Raw genomic sequence first — 16,061 nt, forward strand, 5'->3', positions numbered from 1 at the left:
CGCGCGCTTAGAAGCAAGATCAAGATCAAGATTGACGGTCTCGATGGCACTGAGGCTCTTTTGTATGAAGTGTCTTAAGTACTAAGAATTCATCTTGCTCTTTGCGGTGCAGCTGCCTTGTACAACATTACAGGGCTACCCCATTTCGTGTAGGAGCGGTCTTGTACCGCGATGGGCCGCGCAGCGGCCCCGGTTGTTTGGCTGTACCACTTACACAATTAACGCCGTTGTGCGGCCCATCGCGGCCGGTGCGGTGCCTAAAAATCTACTGCCCAAACGCCCGCCCCAGCCCTCCAGGCACACCACTGCTATCGGTCTGCTGCCAAGGCCCATCCGGGCTCACCGACCAGCTCCAGCCGTTGTCGAACCGGTAATACGTCCGCTGGCGGTAGAACGTGTTGGGTTTTTTGTCCAGCACATACACGCCCAACTTGGGGTCCCAGTGGCTCGCCCCGCCCGGCGGCGGGGCAAAGCTTGCCGAGGTGCGCGGCAATGGTTTGGCTGGGGGTGCAGGCTTGCTCCCAGGTCCAGCAGGCTGTCCACCTGGCAGCGGCTTGACCACCGGCCCTTTGGGCGGGAGCCGTTCGATCGGCGGTTCGGGCTCAGGCTGCGAAGCAGGGCCATGCACCGTACAGGCCGACAAACCCAGTGCCAGGGTGATCAGGCTAAGGCGTACCGTCGCGTGCATAGGGAACTCTCTTACGAATCAGGGCTGTCGATGATCAGGCGCTGCTGGGCCTGGGTCGTGTTGGGCAAAGGCGCGCTCTGGCCAACCCACTCGCCGCGGGTCGGCTGCCCATCCTTGGAAACGCGCGCAACCAGTTGGACTTCGGCGAAATCGGACAGTTTCATCTGCGCCATCATCGCATCCGCATCTGAAAGCTCGACCTCGATGGGCAACTGCGCCACCGTCACCCGCTTGGCGGCAAGTGGCATGGGCGGGCCGCTGCTGGCGCGGGCGAAAATGAAGACGGTGTCCTGTGCCTTGACCTTGTCCCGCAAAGCCGGGGCCAATTCCACCCGCACCTTCAAACGCACCGCAGCAGGTGCCGGCACCTGAGCAGACTGAGTGCCCAACCGCTCAGCCGCACGGTCAATGCCGCCCTGCAATGCCGCGCGCGACGCATCCCCTTGCGGCAACTGCGCCAACAGCCGCTTCCAGTACTCGATAGCCTCCTGATAGCGCTCACCTTCAAATGCCGCAATGCCACGCAGCCCCAAGCTGGTGACCTCATTGGGATCGGCTTTCAGCGCCTCGTCAGTCAATGCCTGCAGTTGCCCACTCCAGCGCTTGTCGGCCGCGAAATACAGGGCTTGGGCCCACTGGCCCAGCAACTCGGGCTGGCGACCGGCCAGGACTACTGCGCGCTCGAACGTGCGGGCCGCCTCGGCAGGGCGTTGTTCGGCCATGTAGGCACGGCCCAGGAAGTACACCGCCTCGGCCGAATCAGGTTGTGCCTGAACCACTCGCTCCAGGCGTGCCGTCATTTCTTCCATCGACTTAGGTGCCTGGGCAAATTCCTGGGTAAGGGCCACTTTGTCCGCCGCACCGAAGTGCAGGTACAGCCCCAACGCCAGCAGCGGCACCAGAACCGCTGCCAGCAACGGCAAGGCCCTGCCCAATTGACGCTGCCTGGCGGGTTCGGCGCCCTCGGTGTCGGCCAGCAGTTCACGGGCGGCTTCGTCACGGCCCTGACTCAATTGCAGGTCATCGAGCACACCCGACGCTTGCTGCGCGGCCAGCGCGGCGATGCGTTCCTGATAGAGCACCACGTTGAGCGCCGTGCGGTCTTGCTCCTGCTGGTGGCGACGGCCACGCAGGATCGGGATCAGCAGAAAGCTGAGGGCCGCGAGCAGCAACAAGCCCGCGCTAAGCCAGAATTCAGTCATGGGTGCGTTCTTTTTTCCAGCAGGTTGGCCAGCCGTGCGCGCTCCTCGGCTGACAATTCATCAGTGCCTTGCACGGCCGCCAGGCGACGACGCCGCACAATCACCGCCAATACGGCGAACCCGCCGACCAGCAGAATGCCCGGGCCAAACCAGAGCAACCAGGTCCGGCCGCTCAGCGCAGGCTTATAGCGCACGAAATCACCGTAACGGTCGACCATGAAGTCGACGATCTGCTGGTTGCTCTTGCCCTCACCCAGCATACGGAATATTTCCCGGCGCAGGTCAGCCGCAATGGGGGCATTGGAGTCGGCGATATCCTGGTTCTGACACTTGGGGCAGCGCAATTCCTTGGTCAGTTGCTGGTAGCGCTCACGCTCGGCCTGGTCACGAAACTGGTAGGTATCGATGGCGGCCTTGGCCACCCCACCGACGCACAGGCTCAAGGTCAGGGCTGCGAACCAGCGCTTCATGGCGTCGCCTCGTCGAGCAGCGCCTGGTAGCGTGGCGCCAACTGCTCGCGCCAGACACTGGCGTCGACCACGCCCACATGCTTGTAGCGAATCACGCCATCGCCATCGATCAGGAACGTCTCCGGCGCACCGTAGACACCCAGGTCCAGCCCCAGGCTGCCCTGCTCGTCACTGATGTCCAGCAGGTAGGGGTTGTGGAACTCGGTCAACCACTTCTGCGCTGCGGCGTTGTCGTCCTTGTAGTTCACCCCATAGATGACCACACCCTGGGAAGCCAGCTGGTTGAGATAAGGATGCTCGACCTTGCACGACGCGCACCAGGTGGCCCAGACGTTGACCAGCGCAGGCCGGCCCTGCAGGTCTGCCTGGGTAAGCGTACGGTCGCCTTGGGTGGAAGCCAGCGAAAAGACCGGGAACGGTTTGCCGATCATGGCCGAGGGCAATTCATCGGGCTTGAGAAACAAACCTTTGTACAGGAACACCGCCACCAGCAGGAACACCGCCAGGGGCATGACCATCAACCAACGTTTCATGCAACTGCTCCAGACACACCCAGGGCCTCGCGCACCCGGGACTTGACCTTGACGCGGTAGCGCCGGTCGAGGGCCGCCAGCAATCCGCCAAGGCCAGTCAACAGACCGCCCAGCCAGATCCAGCGGACAAAGGGCTTGATGTGCACACGCACCGCCCAGGCACCGTTTTCCAAAGGCTCCCCGAGGGCCACGTACAGGTCGCGGGTAAACCCTGCGTCGATCCCGGCCTCGGTCATCATCGACTGCTGCACGGTGTACAGGCGCTTCTCCGGGTGCAGGGTGGCCACAAGGCGACCCTCGCGGCTGACCACCACCGTGCCCTTGTCGGAAATGAAGTTGGGCCCTTCGAAGTGCCTGGCGCCCTGGAACAGGAAATGATATCCGCCCAGCTCCACGCTTTCGCCGGGGGCCATGCGCAAATCACGCTCGGCGCTATTGTTGCTCGACAGCACCACCCCAAGGGCACACACCGCAAGCCCCAGGTGAGCGACCTGCATGCCCCAATAGCTGCGCCCAAGACCGAGCAGCCCCCTGAGCAGCCCCTTGTGGCGCGTCTTGTCGAGCACATCGCGCAACCCCCCGAGCACTACCCAGGCGGCCAGGGCGAACGTGGCCAGCACCTGCCAGTCGAAATCGTCGACGATCAGGCCCGCCACCGGCGCCAGCACGGCGCTGCCGACCAGGACCGGCGTCATCATGCCCAGTAGCCACTTGCCAGGCGTATCTTTCCACCGCACCACCACCCCTACTCCCAGCACCAGCATCAGCAGTGCCATAAGCGGCAGGAACAGGGCGTCGAAATAGGGCGGGCCTACCGAGAGCTTGGCGCCGGTCAGGGCATCGAGCACCAGCGGGTACAAGGTGCCCAGTAAAATCATCGATGCCGCGACCACCAACACCAGATTGTTCGCCAGCAGCAGGGTTTCGCGCGACCACAGGGCAAACCCCACCTGGCTCTTGACCACCGGCGCACGCAAGGCGAACAGGGTCAGCGAGCCGCCGACCACGAACAGCAGGAAGAACAGGATGAAAATGCCACGCGACGGGTCGGCGGCGAAGGCATGCACGGAGGTGAGCACCCCGGAACGCACCAGGAACGTCCCCAGCAGGCTCAGTGAGAACGCGGCGATGGCCAGCAGGACGGTCCAGCTCTTGAACACCCCACGCTTCTCCGTCACTGCCAGGGAATGGATCAGCGCCGTCCCTACCAGCCAGGGCATGAACGATGCGTTTTCCACCGGGTCCCAGAACCACCAGCCACCCCAGCCCAGTTCATAGTAGGCCCACCAGGAACCCAGGGTGATGCCCACGCCCAAGAACGCCCAGGCCACCAGGGTCCAGGGCCGCGACCACCGGGCCCAGGCGGCGTCTAGACGCCCGCCGAGCAGGGCGGCGATGGCGAAGGCGAAGGCGACCGAAAAACCGACGTAGCCCATGTACAGCATTGGCGGATGCACGATCAGGCCAATGTCCTGCAGCAGCGGGTTGAGGTCCCGGCCATCGACAGGCACCTGTGGCAGCAGGCGCTGAAACGGGTTGGAGGTGATGATCAAAAAGCTCAGAAAGCCCACGCTGATCATGCCCATGACCGCCAGCACGCGGGCGAGCATCACCTGGGGCAATTGCCGCGAGAACACCGACACGGCGAAGGTCCAGCCCCCCAGAATCAGCGCCCAGAGCAGCAGTGAGCCCTCATGCGCCCCCCAGACCGCGCTGAACTTGTAGTACCACGGGAGTGCACTGTTCGAGTTGCTGGCCACGTAGGCAACCGAAAAGTTGTCGGTCATGAAGGCATGGGTCAGGCACGCGAACGCGAACGTCAGAAAGGCGAACTGCCCCCAGGCTGCGGGCCGCGCCAGGCTCATCCACAAGCTGTCACCACGCCACGCCCCAATCAGCGGCAGGCTGGCCTGCACAGCCGCGAAGCAGATGGCCAGAATCATCGACAGTTGGCCCAGTTCGGGTATCACCAAGGCTGCGTTCATGGCCGCGCCCCCGTCTGGGTTGCCGCCTGGCCGCTTTCTTTCAGCGCCTTGCTGACTTCAGGGGGCATGTACTTTTCGTCATGCTTGGCCAGCACTTCGTCGGCCACCACCACGCCGTCGCCGTTGAGCTTGCCCAAGGCCACGATGCCCTGCCCTTCACGGAACAGGTCCGGCAGGATGCCGCGGTAAGTGATGGGTACGGACTTGTTGAAATCGGTGACCACGAAGCGCACGTCCAGCGAGTCGGAGGAGCGTTGCACCGAGCCCTGTTCGACCATGCCGCCGGCGCGGATGCGCGTGTCCAGCGGTGCCTCGCCATTGGCGATCTGGGTGGGGGTGTAGAACAGGTTGATGTTCTGTTGCAAGGCAGTGAGGGCAAAGCCCACGGCAACCCCGACGCCGACCAGCAGACCGACGATGAGCAACAGGCGTTTCTTGCGCTGCGGATTCACTGCGTTTTCTCCCGGCGCAAGCGGCGCGCCTCTTCTTGCAGGTAGCGGCGCCGGGCCAACACCGGCACGGCGACGTTAAGCGCCAGCACCGCGGCGCAGATGCCGTAGGCCGACCACACATAAAGGCCGTGGTGACCCATGGCGATGAAATCACCGAAACTGGCGAAACTCATGGCACGACCCTCCCAGCCAGGCTGCTCGATATTTCTTCCTTCACCCAACTGGCGCGTGCCTCGCGCTTGAGTACCTCAAGGCGCATGCGCATCAAGAGCACCGCGCCAAAGAAGCAGTAGAAGCCCAGCGCCGTGCACAACAGCGGCAACCACATATCGGCGGGCATCGCAGGCTTTTCGGTCAGGGTAAAGGTGGCGCCCTGATGCAGCGTGTTCCACCACTGGACCGAATACTTGATGATGGGAATGTTCACCACGCCAACGATGGCCAGCACGGCGCAGGCTTTTGCCGAGCTGTCACGATTACTGATTGCCTGGCCCAGCGCAATGATGCCGAAGTACAGGAACAACAGGATGAGCATCGAGGTGAGGCGCGCATCCCACACCCACCAGCTGCCCCAGGTTGGCTTACCCCAGATGGCCCCGGTCACCAGCGCCACGGCGGTCATCCAGGCGCCGATGGGGGCAGCGCATTGCAGGGCGACATCGGCCAGCTTCATCTTCCACACCAGCCCCACCACACCGGCCACCGCCAGCAGAACGTAACAGGACTGGGCCAACATCGCGGCCGGGACATGGATGTAGATGATGCGAAAGCTGTTGCCCTGCTGGTAGTCCTGGGGCGCGAAGACCAGCCCCCAGACCACGCCGACCACTAACAAGAGCACGGCAGCGATGGACAGCCACGGCAACATGCGCCCGCTAATGGCATAGAACCATTTCGGAGAGCCCAGCTTGTGAAACCACGTCCAGCTCATTTTCATCAGGGTGCATCCAGGGTATTGGCCAGGCTTCAAAGCCCAGGCTCGTTATTCGCCGACGCTGATTTTCAGGCCGGCGGCGATCGCAAAGGGTGCCAGGGTCACGGCCAGGGCCGTCAGGCTGGCGAGCCAGAGCAGGTGGCCGGTGGCGGGCATATTCTGCAACGCCGCCTGCAATGCACCACTGCCCAGGATCAATACAGGGATATACAACGGCAGAATCAGCAACGCCAGCAACAAACCGCCGCGCTTGAGGCCGACCGTCAGCGCAGCGCCCACCGCGCCCAACAGGCTCAACACGGGCGTGCCCAGCAGCAGCGAGCCCAGCAGCACCGGCAGACAGTGCCCTGGCAGGCCGAGCATCAACGCCAGCAACGGTGCCAGCAACACCAGCGCAAGCCCGGAGAACAGCCAATGCGCCAGCACTTTGGCCAACACCATCAGTGCCAGCGGATGCGGCGAGAGCACCCACTGCTCCAGCGAACCATCTTCGAAATCGCTGCGAAACAGCCCGTCCAGGGACAACAGCACCGCCAGCAGTGCAGCCACCCATACAAGCCCCGGGGACAGGTTCTGCAGCATCTGGGTCTGCGCCCCGACGGCCAAGGGGAACAAGGCCACCACGATGGCGAAGAATACCAGCGGGTTGGCAAGCTCCGCAGGCCGGCGAAACAGCAACCGCGCTTCGCGTCGCAACAACAGGGTAAAGACGCTCATGCTGCCCACTGCCCCAGGTTGAGTTCTCGGTAGCCCGCAGGCGTGTGGGACAGGGTGTGGTGGGTGGTCAGCACCACGGTGCCACCGTGCTCGCAATGGGCGGCCAGATGGGTCTCCAGGTCCGCGACGCCCTGTTTGTCCAGGGCAGTGAACGGCTCGTCCAGAATCCACAACGGTGCGGCTGCCAGATGCAGGCGCGCCAGGGCCACGCGGCGTTGCTGCCCGGCCGACAAGGTATGGCAAGGCACGTCCTCGAAACCGCGCAGCCCGACGGCAGCCAGGGCCTGCCAGATCTGTTCGCGGCTGGCTGAACGGTGCAGCGCGCACAGCCAGGTCAGGTTCTCTTCGGCTGTGAGCAGTTCCTTGATGCCCGCGGCATGGCCAATCCACACCAGGATGCTGGCCAACGCATGCTGCTGTTCGTCCAACGGACGTCCACCGAGCAGGATCTGACCGGCGGTCGGCTGCATCAGGCCAGCCAGCAGGCGCAACAGGCTGGTCTTGCCGCTGCCGTTGGGGCCGCTGATCTGTAGCATGTCGCCTGGCCGCAGTTCGAAGGCAAGGTGCTCGAACAGCAGGCGCCAGTCGCGCTCGCAGGCCAGGCCCACGGCTTGAAGATGAAGAGTCACGGTTCTGCCTTATCGTTCTAGGGTTCGGATGACGCTACCCGGACCCCTACCACTCAAGTCACCCGGTGCGCTGCCGTTATACTGGCAATCACGGGCGGGCGGCATTATTACATGCACAGCCAGGCTGCCAAGAGGCTGGGTACCTAAGGTTGTATACAATCATGACTGAAATCAATAGTCTCGGCCTGCAAACCCTGAACGGCGCCCAGGCAATCAAGGCGGCGATGACCGGTGAACTGCTGCGCCTTACCCAGGCCCAGCCCGGTTTGCTTGGCCCTGGCGAGACCGCGCAGGCTGAAGTAGTTGCCATGCGCCAGACCGGCCAGGAGTTTCAGCTGGTTTTGCGTCTGCTGCAAGCCAACGGCCTGCAGACCCAACTGCAAGCCAGCGCCAGCCAGCCTTTGCCCCAGGGCAGTCAGGTGACCGTGAGCCAGCCCGAAGCCGGCCGGCTGGCCATTTTGCTGCAGCAGGCAAGTACCAGCCAGGTCTCGACCCTGACGCGCCTAGACACCGCCCGGGTACCGGTCGGTAGCCTGTTGCAGGGCAAGGTGTTGACCAATCAGGTGCTTCCCGGCCCCCCTGGCCAGCCTGCCAGCTACCGGGCGCTGGTGAGCCTTCTGAATACCGCCCAGGCAGGTGCCGTGCTGGCCGTGGACAGCCCCAGGCCGTTGGCGATCGGCAGCCTGCTCAGTGCGCGCGTGCAGGGTGACCAGTCCTTGCAGTTCGTCCCCTTGGCCGGCAGGCAGGATCAACTGGGTATCGCCCAGCATCTGGGCAGCCAGCAAAATCGCCAGGCCTCGCTCCCGAGCCTGTTGGCCGGCCTGCAACAGTTGGCGCGCGACCCGGAGGCTGACAGCCCGCTGCGCACGACGATCGAGCGCCTGCTTGGCGCGCTGCCGACGGCCCAGCAACTGGGTGATGCAAAAGCCGTTGCGCAGGCGCTGCTCAACAGCGGCGCCTTTCTGGAGGCAAAACTGATGACCGGGGCCACGGCGGGGCTGGGCGCCGACCTCAAGGCCAACATGCTTCAACTCATTACCCAGATCAGCACTAACGCCGCCCTTGGCCCACCACCGGCCAGCCTGGCAGCGGCCGTGCCGGCGCTGGTTCGAAACGCGCTGGGCACGCTCGAACGGGTAAGTCCCAAGCCCCAGCCGGGCGCATTCCCGCTGCCCTCAAGACTGTTGCAGGCCTTGGAGGACGAAGGTGATCTGGAGCAATTGCTGCGCTTGGCCGCAGCTGCCGTTTCGCGCCTGCAGAGCCACGCCATGAGCAGCCTGCAGCAAAGCGGCACACTGGAAAACGGCAACCTGCAGACCACTTGGCAGACCGAAGTGCCCATTCGCCACGGGCAGGAATTCGTGCCCCTGCAGGTCAAGCTTCAGCGCGAAGAACCCCCTCAACAGCAGGCCGACCGCGAGCATCAGGCCCCTGATGCGTTGCAACCGTTGTGGCGGATCGAACTGGCTTTCGATCTGGCGCCGCTCGGCCCGCTGCAGGTCCAGGCCCAATTGACCCAAGGCCGTCTCAACGGCCAGCTGTGGGCCGAGCGCGAACCGACCGCTCGCCTGATCGAGCGCCAGCTTGGTGCACTGCGTGAACGCCTGCTGGCGCGTGGCCTGGAGGTCGATGAGCTGCACTGCTTCCCCGGCGCACCTGCGCAGGGCCCCCGGACACGGGTCGAACAACGCTGGGTGGACGAAAACGCATGAGTACCCCTACCCCCCGCCAGGCCGTAGCACTGAGCTACGATGGACAACAGGCGCCCACACTCAGCGCCAAAGGCGACGATGAACTGGCCGAAGCCATCCTGGCCCTGGCGCGCGAACATGAAGTACCCATCTACGAAAACCCGGAGCTGGTGCGCCTGCTGGCACGCCTTGAGCTGGGCGAGCAGATTCCCGAAGCGCTGTACCTGACCATCGCCGAAATCATCGCGTTCGCCTGGCAGTTACGCGGCAAAGTGCCAGCGGGCTTCGACGATGCTCCGGCCCAACCACGCGACGTTACGCCCAGGCACTTGCGCCTGCCCGAAGGGTAGTAATCGGCTAAGGCCCCATGCGACGATGGGGCCGACACTGTATCGGCTCCTTTTACTGCATGAGTCGATGACCATGGCTGATACACGTGTCAATTCGGTTGGCCTGCGCTACGTGCGCGGCCACCTGCAACACATCCCCCGCCCCGACCGCCAGGCCGCCAGCGACATACGCGATTGGGCCTGCCGCCAAGGCCATGACCTGGACCCGGATCAGACCGACGTGGTCACCCTGCACTACAGGGGCGATCAAGCCGTCGTGGTTCAGCGCCTGTCCCTGACCGAAGCGGTGCTGTCCAACTGGCAAGGGGAAAACAGCAAGGATCTGGTCGGCCAGCTTTTCCCTGGCGGCTGGGCCGGCCATCTCCCTGCCCACCCACTACGCATTGTCGAGCGCTTGCCCGACCTGGGGCCATGGGCGCAGGGTGGCGCCTATTCTGTGTTCAACGGGCTGTTTCGCCGCACCGAACCTAGACGCTATGACATCACCACCCATTTACCCATCGACGTCGAGGCCATGCAGCGCTTCGTCTGGGAGCTGGACTTCCATGCCCGTTTCGTCGCCATGCTCGACGCGTATTGGCACGAGGCCAGCGACAGCCACCGACAAGCGCTGCAGATCGGCTTCGTGGCAGCCTGTAACAAGCAAGTCCAGGAAGGTTCGCTCAGCGAGGCAGGCCGACAGATGCTCTGGGAAGCCGCAGGCCTGGCGCCGCGCGCTGACAGCCTGAGGATCAGAGCGCTGAATGTGTATGGCTACGCGGCTACCGACCTGATTGGCATTGCCGACCAGAAGCGGCGCAAGGTCCTGCTCTACCTGCCAGGCAATGCCTCACCCTTCCATGAGTTCGGCAGCCTGGGCGCCATGAAGGACTGGGTCGGTGAACAGTGCCGCGATCCGGAAAAGCGTCAGGCCCTGCGCCGCTATTTTCGGCTGGCCGACACGCCGGATGGGCTCGACTTCAGCGGCTTGGACACTGCGCTTGAGGGGTTGGGCGCCTATCCTGCGATCCATTACCGATCACCCAACCGACCGGGTTTCACTACCGACGGCCCCTGGCCGCCGAAGAAATACGTGTACTACAAACTAAAAAAATACAGCCCGTTGATCGAGGGCGACCTATTCACGGCGCTTACCGAGCGCCAACGCAAGCGCAGCTATGCCGATGCCGACTTCATCATCACCAGTGACCAGGCCGTAACCAAGGCGAAATGGCGCGGGTATCTGGCTACCTCAATCAATTTGTTGGCGCCCTTGGCTATCGTTATGCCGGCACTGGCGCCCATGCTCGCCCTGGCAGGCGTGGCGCAATTCGGGCTTGGCCTGGACCAGGCAATTGATGGCAAAACGCTCGAAGACCAGGCTGAAGGCGTTTCCAACACGGTCTTCGGTCTGCTGAACGCCCTGCCTCTGGCTAGCGAAGCGGCGACGCGCGCCACCGAGCTATTTTCCCTCAAGCGCGTGCGATTCTTTACGCCTGTCCGTTTGAACGATCAGCTGGGTTACCCGCTGAGCCCGATCAACCCACCCCATTTTGCAGAACCCGAGATAGGCGCTTTCTTCGACAACGCCATCGAGCCAGTACAGGCTGATGACAGCCCTGTGGCGCGTTCAGTCATACGAATACCGGTCAGCGAGGAAGGGCCTGCGGAGCTGCAGACCGAAGTGGGCGGCTACAACATAACGGTGCTTTACGACAGTGAGCATGACGCTTTCATCACCGAACAGGCCTCGAATGATCTCAACCCGCCCTACTACCAGGCCATGCCCGGGCGACGCAGTTTGATCCGAATCGATGTCACGACACGCCCAGTGACCGATCAGATGCGCTCGGCGACCCTCAAGGGGCTTGGTGTCGATCTGCCGCTACCGATTGAAATGCCCCCCGTCGCGCAGGATACAGTGCACCCGATTCCTAAAACCATCTCCAGCCTTTGGGTTGGCAACAAAGTTATAGCGCCTGAGCTGGTGGATAACCTGGCGGCCAACGCCGAGCGCCTGAGCAACAGCTCGTTCAGTTACCGCTTGTACCTTTCCAAGGCAGACCCCGAGGCGTTCGAGACCAACCGCCAGTTACTCGGTCAGCGCGCGCCCAATCTGCAGGTGCTGCCATTAGAGGACCAGCCCTTCTATGCCCGTTTCAGTGAAAGCCCCCATTTCGAGCAATACCGGGATGCCGTAAACGCCCCCGGGGCCAATTTCTCCTCGGCATCGGACATTTTGCGCTACCCGATGCTACACGCGCAGGGCGGGATCTACATGGATGTGGACGATACGTTGCTTGCCCATCCCGAGGCGCCGGAGGATCCCGCGCGTGCAGCCATAGAGGCTGTGGACCTGGCCACGACCCCGGACGGTTTCATTCTGGGGGACCCGGCAAACAACGACACCCTCGGCATGCATTGCCACTACAACAGCAACATGATTGCCAGCCATCCAGGCAACCCCAACCTGCAAGCGATCAGCGAGGCCATGCATGCACGCTACCAGGCCAATGGGGACTTCTATCAGCATCGGCCAACGACCGACATGCCAGGTTTCAAGGCCTACGCCAGACGCCTGAACCACCTCACAGGCCCAGGAGTGCTCAACGACGTGATCGATCAACACCTCCCCAGGCTTCAACGCTTGCGCCAGCTCTGCAATCTGCAGAGCTTGCCGCAGAGCAAGCCATTGTTTTTGCTTGCAGGCAAAGAAGCGCAAATCAAATCAGCCGTAGAACACGACCTGGCCTTGAACCGTGTTGCCCGCGTAGGCAACTACCATTCCTGGAGCAAACCCTGAAATGCACAGGGCGACTTGCGTCGCCCTGATATTCAGTTGTTGCGGTGCAGTTTGCTCATCAGCTCAGCCTCGGCCTGGGTTAGACCGCAGGTTTCGGTAAGCTCCGACACGCTGGCACCCATGCCGACCAGCCGTGCAGCCTGGGTGAAGGTGACGCTGCTCGGGTCACGCTGCTCAAGCCGCTCCAACCGGTCGGGCAGCGTGGCCACTGCACCGCGCAGCTCATGGATGGCCTCGCCCATGCGCACGGTGACGTTCTGGTAATCATCGAGCCGCTTGCCGAGGTCCTTGATACGCTGGTCGCGCAGGGCATCGCCAATGGCCTGCTGAGCAGCCAGCTCGCGCTGACGCTTGGTGTAGTTCAGGAAGAACCACAGGCTCAAGGCCCACAGCAGGGCCAGTAAAATGACGCCGACCTCGAAAATCAAGTCAGATGTTCTCCAGTTCCGACCACTCTTCCTCGGTCATCATCTTGTCCAGTTCGACCAGAATCAGCAGTTCGCCATTCTTGTTGCACACACCCTGGATAAACTTGGCCGATTCTTCGTTGCCCACGTTGGGCGCGGTTTCAATCTCGGACTGGCGCAGGTACACCACCTCGGCAACGCTATCGACCAGAATGCCGACCACTTGCTTGTCTGCCTCGATGATGACGATGCGGGTGTTGTCGGTGACCTCGGTTGGCATCAGCCCGAAGCGCTGGCGCGTGTCGATCACGGTCACCACGTTGCCGCGCAGGTTGATGATACCCAGCACATAGCTGGGCGCACCCGGCACCGGGGCGATTTCCGTGTAGCGCAGCACTTCCTGCACCTGCATCACGTTGATGCCGTAGGACTCGTTGTCCAGACGGAAGGTAACCCACTGCAGGATCGGATCTTCAGAACCTTGTGCGGACGACTTTTTCATTCCCCTACCCCTTGAAATCCGCCTTTGGCGGTGTGTTCGGTGTGATGTGCGGTTTGGCGTGCAGCTGCTTGACGGCGCCGCTGGCGATCAACTCGGCCAGCTCCGCCACGTCCAGCAGTGCACACATGTGTTCAATGACCGTGCCGGCCAGCCACGGCCGCTGGCCCCGCTGGCTACGCCACTTGATCTCGGACGGGTCCAGGCGCAGCGAGCGGCTGACCTGATGCACAGCCAGCCCCCATTCATAGCCCTGGACAGAAATGACGTATTGCAGGCCCTGCCGGAAATCGTCGCGGTAGCGGTCGGGCATGACCCAGCGCGCGGTGTCGAGCACCTTGAGGTTGCCAGCCTGGCACGTGAGGATGCCCAGGAACCACTCGGGCTGCCCGAACAGCGGCGTCAGCTCGCGATCGGCCAAGGTATAGATCGAGCCCAGGCACACCAGCGGCACGGCCAGGGTCAGGCCGGCCACATCGAACAGCAGGCACTCGAACGGCTCGGCAGCCCAGGCCGGACGTCCATCGACGGTGGCCGGCGGTACGGGCACGTCCGGTGCGGGCAGGTGGACGTCCACCAGAGGCATTGCCGGCGCTACAGTCGGCGTATCGATCAGGACCGGGATGCTGGCCTCTGCCACTACTGCCTGTTCTACTACCGCCACCACCGGCGGCTGCACCGGTATCACGCTAGGCAATACCGCAAGCCTGGGCTCGGCGAACGGCCGTTCAGGTGCGGCAGGTGCCGGTTTTGCCTGGGTGGCCTGGCCTGGCTCGCGCCCATCGCGGGCCTGCTCTTGGCGCACCGCCTGGGCGAAGTCATCTGCCGTGTCTGACGCTGGCAGCGCCTCCAGGGGCTCGGTGGCTTCCTGGAGCAGACCGTCGAGATACGACTGCAGCGCCAACTGAGGCTTGCTGCTCACTTGCCGTGTTTGTGTCATCAGGCCACCTGCGCCGCGGGCGTGTAGGTCAACAAGTGCTTGAGCAGCGCCCGGTAGGCCACCAGCCCGCGGCTCTTGTTGTCGAATTGCGACGGCGTGACGCCCTGGCGGCTCGCATCGCGCAGCCGCGTGTCCACGGGAATATAGCCCTGCCATACCTGTTCGCCGTAGGCATCGCGCAGCAACTTGAGCGTTCCCAGGGAGGCCTGGGTACGCCGGTCGAACAACGTCGGCACGATCTGGTACGGCAGCGCCTGGCGCCGGGAGCGGTTGATCATGGCCAGGGTGCCGACCATGCGTTCAAGGCCCTTGACGGCCAAAAACTCTGTCTGCACCGGGATGACCAGTTGCTGGCTGGCCGCCAGCGCATTGACCATCAACACCCCCAGCAAAGGGGGACTGTCGATCAGTGCGAAGTCGAAGTCCTGCCACAGCTGCGCCAGACTCTTGGCGATGACCAGCCCCAAACCGTTCTGGCCGGGCGATTGCCGCTCCAGTACGGCAAGGGCGGTGCTGGAGGGGAGCAATGATATGCGCTCGTCACTGGTGGGCAACAGCAACTGCCCCGGCAGCCCATCCGGAACGCTGCCCTTGTGCAGGAACAGGTCGTAGCAGCTATGTTCCAGCGCATCGGGGTTATGCCCGAAATAGCTGGTCATCGACCCATGTGGATCAAGATCGACGACGATCACGCGCTTGCCGGCGTCGGCCAGCAGGCCAGCCAGGGCGATGGTGGTGGTGGTCTTGCCGACGCCACCTTTTTGATTGGCTACTGCCCAGACTCTCATCAGGCAAACTCTATCCGTGGGTGAGGCAGGGAGCATGGTGTGCCCGCTGCCTTGCTGGAAAATGAAGGGCTTGGATGGCTGTCGGTCAAGCGCCGCGCGTGGACATCCGCCAATGGGGCGACAGAGAATTGACGAGTCACTGCCCTGCCACCGCTGCTGAGCTTGCCGGTGCACTTTGTGTGCCAGCCCGGCGCAGTGCAGCATCGGGCGTGGCATTGGCAGCACCGGTGCTGGTCAGGCTGCGGCGCACCTCGAGGTTGCGGGATATCACCAGGACCACGCGCCGGTTGCGGGCCCGCCCTTCGGGGGTATCGTTGCCCGTCACAGGCTGATACTCGCCATAGCCCACCGATGCCATGCGCCCGGGGTTCACGCCGCCCATGGCCAACAGCCGGACGATACTGGCGGCGCGGGCCGAGGATAGCTCCCAGTTGGTCGGGTACTGCGCGGTACGGATAGGCTGGTTATCAGTGAAGCCTTCGACGTGCACCGGGTTGGCGAACGGCTTGAGTATGGCCGCCACCTTGTCGATGATGGCAAACGCATTGTCACTGGGCATGGCATCGCCACTGCCGAACAGCAACGAGGAATTGAGCTCGATCTCGATCCACAGCTCGTTACCCCGGATCGTCATCTGATCACCCCTGATAAGGTCGCCAAAAGCGTCGCGCACCTCCTCGGCGATGGTCTTGAGCGGGTCGTTGCTGGCGGTCGACACGCCAGCATCAGGCTGCTCGCTGTCCTTGACCAAGGGCTGCGCAGGTCGCACGGTCAACGGGCGCTCATCCCCGATGGGAATGGGCCTCATGCTGCGCTCAGGGTCATTGAACACCCCCAGCAGGGCTTGGGACACCACCTTGTACTTACCCTCGTTGACCGAGGAAATCGAATACATCACCACGAAAAAGGCGAACAGCAAGGTGATGAAGTCCGCGTAGGACACAAGCCAGCGCTCGTGGTTTTCCGGCTCCTCGGCATGACGGCGACGACGCAT

The 16,061-nt window shown here is 63.2% G+C and carries 17 protein-coding genes and 1 pseudogene; 3 read left to right on the top strand and 15 right to left on the bottom strand.

The window, feature by feature from the left end:
* Positions 1-265 precede the first annotated feature (265 nt).
* From ACF8E5_RS09825 to ccmA, 10 genes and pseudogenes are all read right to left on the bottom strand, one after another.
* Positions 266-688, bottom strand: coding sequence for a hypothetical protein (locus tag ACF8E5_RS09825; protein ID WP_392475215.1), 423 nt, complete (start codon positions 686-688; stop codon positions 266-268).
* A gap of 11 nt (positions 689-699) precedes the next feature.
* Positions 700-1,890, bottom strand: a complete 1,191-nt coding sequence (ccmI, locus tag ACF8E5_RS09830; protein ID WP_197844587.1) for a c-type cytochrome biogenesis protein CcmI — start codon at positions 1,888-1,890, stop codon at positions 700-702.
* A pseudogene (locus ACF8E5_RS09835) lies at positions 1,883-2,360 on the bottom strand (cytochrome c-type biogenesis protein). The gene ccmI and the pseudogene ACF8E5_RS09835 overlap by 8 nt, the downstream one beginning before the upstream one ends.
* Positions 2,357-2,893: a DsbE family thiol:disulfide interchange protein gene (locus tag ACF8E5_RS09840; RefSeq protein ID WP_078478876.1), complete on the bottom strand. Its 537-nt coding sequence runs from the start codon at positions 2,891-2,893 to the stop codon at positions 2,357-2,359. The pseudogene ACF8E5_RS09835 and the gene ACF8E5_RS09840 overlap by 4 nt, the downstream one beginning before the upstream one ends.
* Complete coding sequence (locus tag ACF8E5_RS09845; RefSeq protein ID WP_178091263.1) at positions 2,890-4,863, bottom strand: heme lyase CcmF/NrfE family subunit; 1,974 nt, start codon at positions 4,861-4,863, stop codon at positions 2,890-2,892. Before ACF8E5_RS09845 ends, ACF8E5_RS09840 begins: the two co-directional genes overlap by 4 nt.
* Before the next feature lie 11 nt (positions 4,864-4,874).
* Entirely contained in the window at positions 4,875-5,330 is a 456-nt protein-coding gene (ccmE, locus tag ACF8E5_RS09850; RefSeq protein ID WP_058606094.1) for a cytochrome c maturation protein CcmE, read from the bottom strand.
* Positions 5,327-5,503: a heme exporter protein CcmD gene (ccmD, locus tag ACF8E5_RS09855; protein ID WP_023533952.1), complete on the bottom strand. Its 177-nt coding sequence runs from the start codon at positions 5,501-5,503 to the stop codon at positions 5,327-5,329. The genes ccmE and ccmD overlap by 4 nt, the downstream gene beginning before the upstream one ends.
* Entirely contained in the window at positions 5,500-6,267 is a 768-nt protein-coding gene (locus tag ACF8E5_RS09860; RefSeq protein ID WP_196127593.1) for a heme ABC transporter permease, read from the bottom strand. The genes ccmD and ACF8E5_RS09860 overlap by 4 nt, the downstream gene beginning before the upstream one ends.
* A 45-nt stretch (positions 6,268-6,312) precedes the next feature.
* Positions 6,313-6,981, bottom strand: coding sequence for a heme exporter protein CcmB (gene ccmB / locus ACF8E5_RS09865; protein ID WP_058606092.1), 669 nt, complete (start codon positions 6,979-6,981; stop codon positions 6,313-6,315).
* On the bottom strand, positions 6,978-7,610 hold the full coding sequence (gene ccmA, locus ACF8E5_RS09870; RefSeq protein WP_392475216.1) for a cytochrome c biogenesis heme-transporting ATPase CcmA: 633 nt from the start codon (positions 7,608-7,610) through the stop codon (positions 6,978-6,980). Before ccmA ends, ccmB begins: the two co-directional genes overlap by 4 nt.
* Positions 7,611-7,771: 161 nt before the next feature.
* On the opposite strand from ccmA, the gene ACF8E5_RS09875 reads away from it, so the two are divergent.
* The 3 genes from ACF8E5_RS09875 (at position 7,772) to ACF8E5_RS09885 (ending at position 12,433) form a co-directional block, all read left to right on the top strand.
* Positions 7,772-9,322: a flagellar hook-length control protein FliK gene (locus ACF8E5_RS09875; RefSeq protein ID WP_392475217.1), complete on the top strand. Its 1,551-nt coding sequence runs from the start codon at positions 7,772-7,774 to the stop codon at positions 9,320-9,322.
* Positions 9,319-9,651 (top strand): EscU/YscU/HrcU family type III secretion system export apparatus switch protein, encoded by a 333-nt coding sequence (locus ACF8E5_RS09880; protein WP_078478879.1) that lies wholly within the window; start codon positions 9,319-9,321, stop codon positions 9,649-9,651. The genes ACF8E5_RS09875 and ACF8E5_RS09880 overlap by 4 nt, the downstream gene beginning before the upstream one ends.
* A 73-nt stretch (positions 9,652-9,724) precedes the next feature.
* Positions 9,725-12,433, top strand: a complete 2,709-nt coding sequence (locus tag ACF8E5_RS09885) for a dermonecrotic toxin domain-containing protein (protein WP_058639149.1) — start codon at positions 9,725-9,727, stop codon at positions 12,431-12,433.
* Between the two features lie 32 nt (positions 12,434-12,465).
* Here the strand turns inward: ACF8E5_RS09885 and ACF8E5_RS09890 are convergent, their stop codons facing one another.
* From ACF8E5_RS09890 to motD, 5 genes are all read right to left on the bottom strand, one after another.
* The gene (locus tag ACF8E5_RS09890) at positions 12,466-12,861 is read right to left on the bottom strand and encodes a DUF2802 domain-containing protein (protein WP_058639114.1); all 396 of its coding nucleotides are present in this window, start codon (positions 12,859-12,861) and stop codon (positions 12,466-12,468) included.
* Position 12,862: 1 nt separating this feature from the next.
* Positions 12,863-13,342, bottom strand: a complete 480-nt coding sequence (locus ACF8E5_RS09895) for a chemotaxis protein CheW (RefSeq protein ID WP_003254393.1) — start codon at positions 13,340-13,342, stop codon at positions 12,863-12,865.
* A gap of 4 nt (positions 13,343-13,346) precedes the next feature.
* Positions 13,347-14,279 (bottom strand): CheW domain-containing protein, encoded by a 933-nt coding sequence (locus tag ACF8E5_RS09900; protein WP_058606086.1) that lies wholly within the window; start codon positions 14,277-14,279, stop codon positions 13,347-13,349.
* A complete protein-coding gene (locus tag ACF8E5_RS09905) occupies positions 14,279-15,067 on the bottom strand; it encodes a ParA family protein (RefSeq protein WP_058639115.1) in 789 nt (262 codons plus the stop codon). Before ACF8E5_RS09905 ends, ACF8E5_RS09900 begins: the two co-directional genes overlap by 1 nt.
* A gap of 136 nt (positions 15,068-15,203) precedes the next feature.
* A complete protein-coding gene (motD, locus tag ACF8E5_RS09910) occupies positions 15,204-16,061 on the bottom strand; it encodes a flagellar motor protein MotD (RefSeq protein ID WP_196121932.1) in 858 nt (285 codons plus the stop codon).

Source organism: Pseudomonas sp. WSY_20 (assembly GCF_043104335.1).
Lineage (GTDB): Bacteria > Pseudomonadota > Gammaproteobacteria > Pseudomonadales > Pseudomonadaceae > Aquipseudomonas > Aquipseudomonas parafulva_B.

Bases quoted from the DNA above. Each gene is read 5' to 3' on its own strand.
- ACF8E5_RS09895 (WP_003254393.1), bottom strand. From the start codon at position 13,342: ATGAAAAAGTCGTCCGCACAAGGTTCTGAAGATCCGATCCTGCAGTGG.
- ACF8E5_RS09885 (WP_058639149.1), top strand. From the start codon at position 9,725: ATGGCTGATACACGTGTCAATTCGGTTGGCCTGCGCTACGTGCGCGGC.
- ACF8E5_RS09825 (WP_392475215.1), bottom strand. From the start codon at position 688: ATGCACGCGACGGTACGCCTTAGCCTGATCACCCTGGCACTGGGTTTG.
- ACF8E5_RS09860 (WP_196127593.1), bottom strand. From the start codon at position 6,267: ATGAAAATGAGCTGGACGTGGTTTCACAAGCTGGGCTCTCCGAAATGG.
- ccmI (WP_197844587.1), bottom strand. From the start codon at position 1,890: ATGACTGAATTCTGGCTTAGCGCGGGCTTGTTGCTGCTCGCGGCCCTC.
- ACF8E5_RS09900 (WP_058606086.1), bottom strand. From the start codon at position 14,279: ATGACACAAACACGGCAAGTGAGCAGCAAGCCTCAGTTGGCGCTGCAG.
- ACF8E5_RS09875 (WP_392475217.1), top strand. From the start codon at position 7,772: ATGACTGAAATCAATAGTCTCGGCCTGCAAACCCTGAACGGCGCCCAG.
- ccmB (WP_058606092.1), bottom strand. From the start codon at position 6,981: ATGAGCGTCTTTACCCTGTTGTTGCGACGCGAAGCGCGGTTGCTGTTT.
- ACF8E5_RS09840 (WP_078478876.1), bottom strand. From the start codon at position 2,893: ATGAAACGTTGGTTGATGGTCATGCCCCTGGCGGTGTTCCTGCTGGTG.
- motD (WP_196121932.1), bottom strand. From the start codon at position 16,061: ATGCGTCGTCGCCGTCATGCCGAGGAGCCGGAAAACCACGAGCGCTGG.
- ACF8E5_RS09880 (WP_078478879.1), top strand. From the start codon at position 9,319: ATGAGTACCCCTACCCCCCGCCAGGCCGTAGCACTGAGCTACGATGGA.
- ACF8E5_RS09905 (WP_058639115.1), bottom strand. From the start codon at position 15,067: ATGAGAGTCTGGGCAGTAGCCAATCAAAAAGGTGGCGTCGGCAAGACC.
- ccmD (WP_023533952.1), bottom strand. From the start codon at position 5,503: ATGAGTTTCGCCAGTTTCGGTGATTTCATCGCCATGGGTCACCACGGC.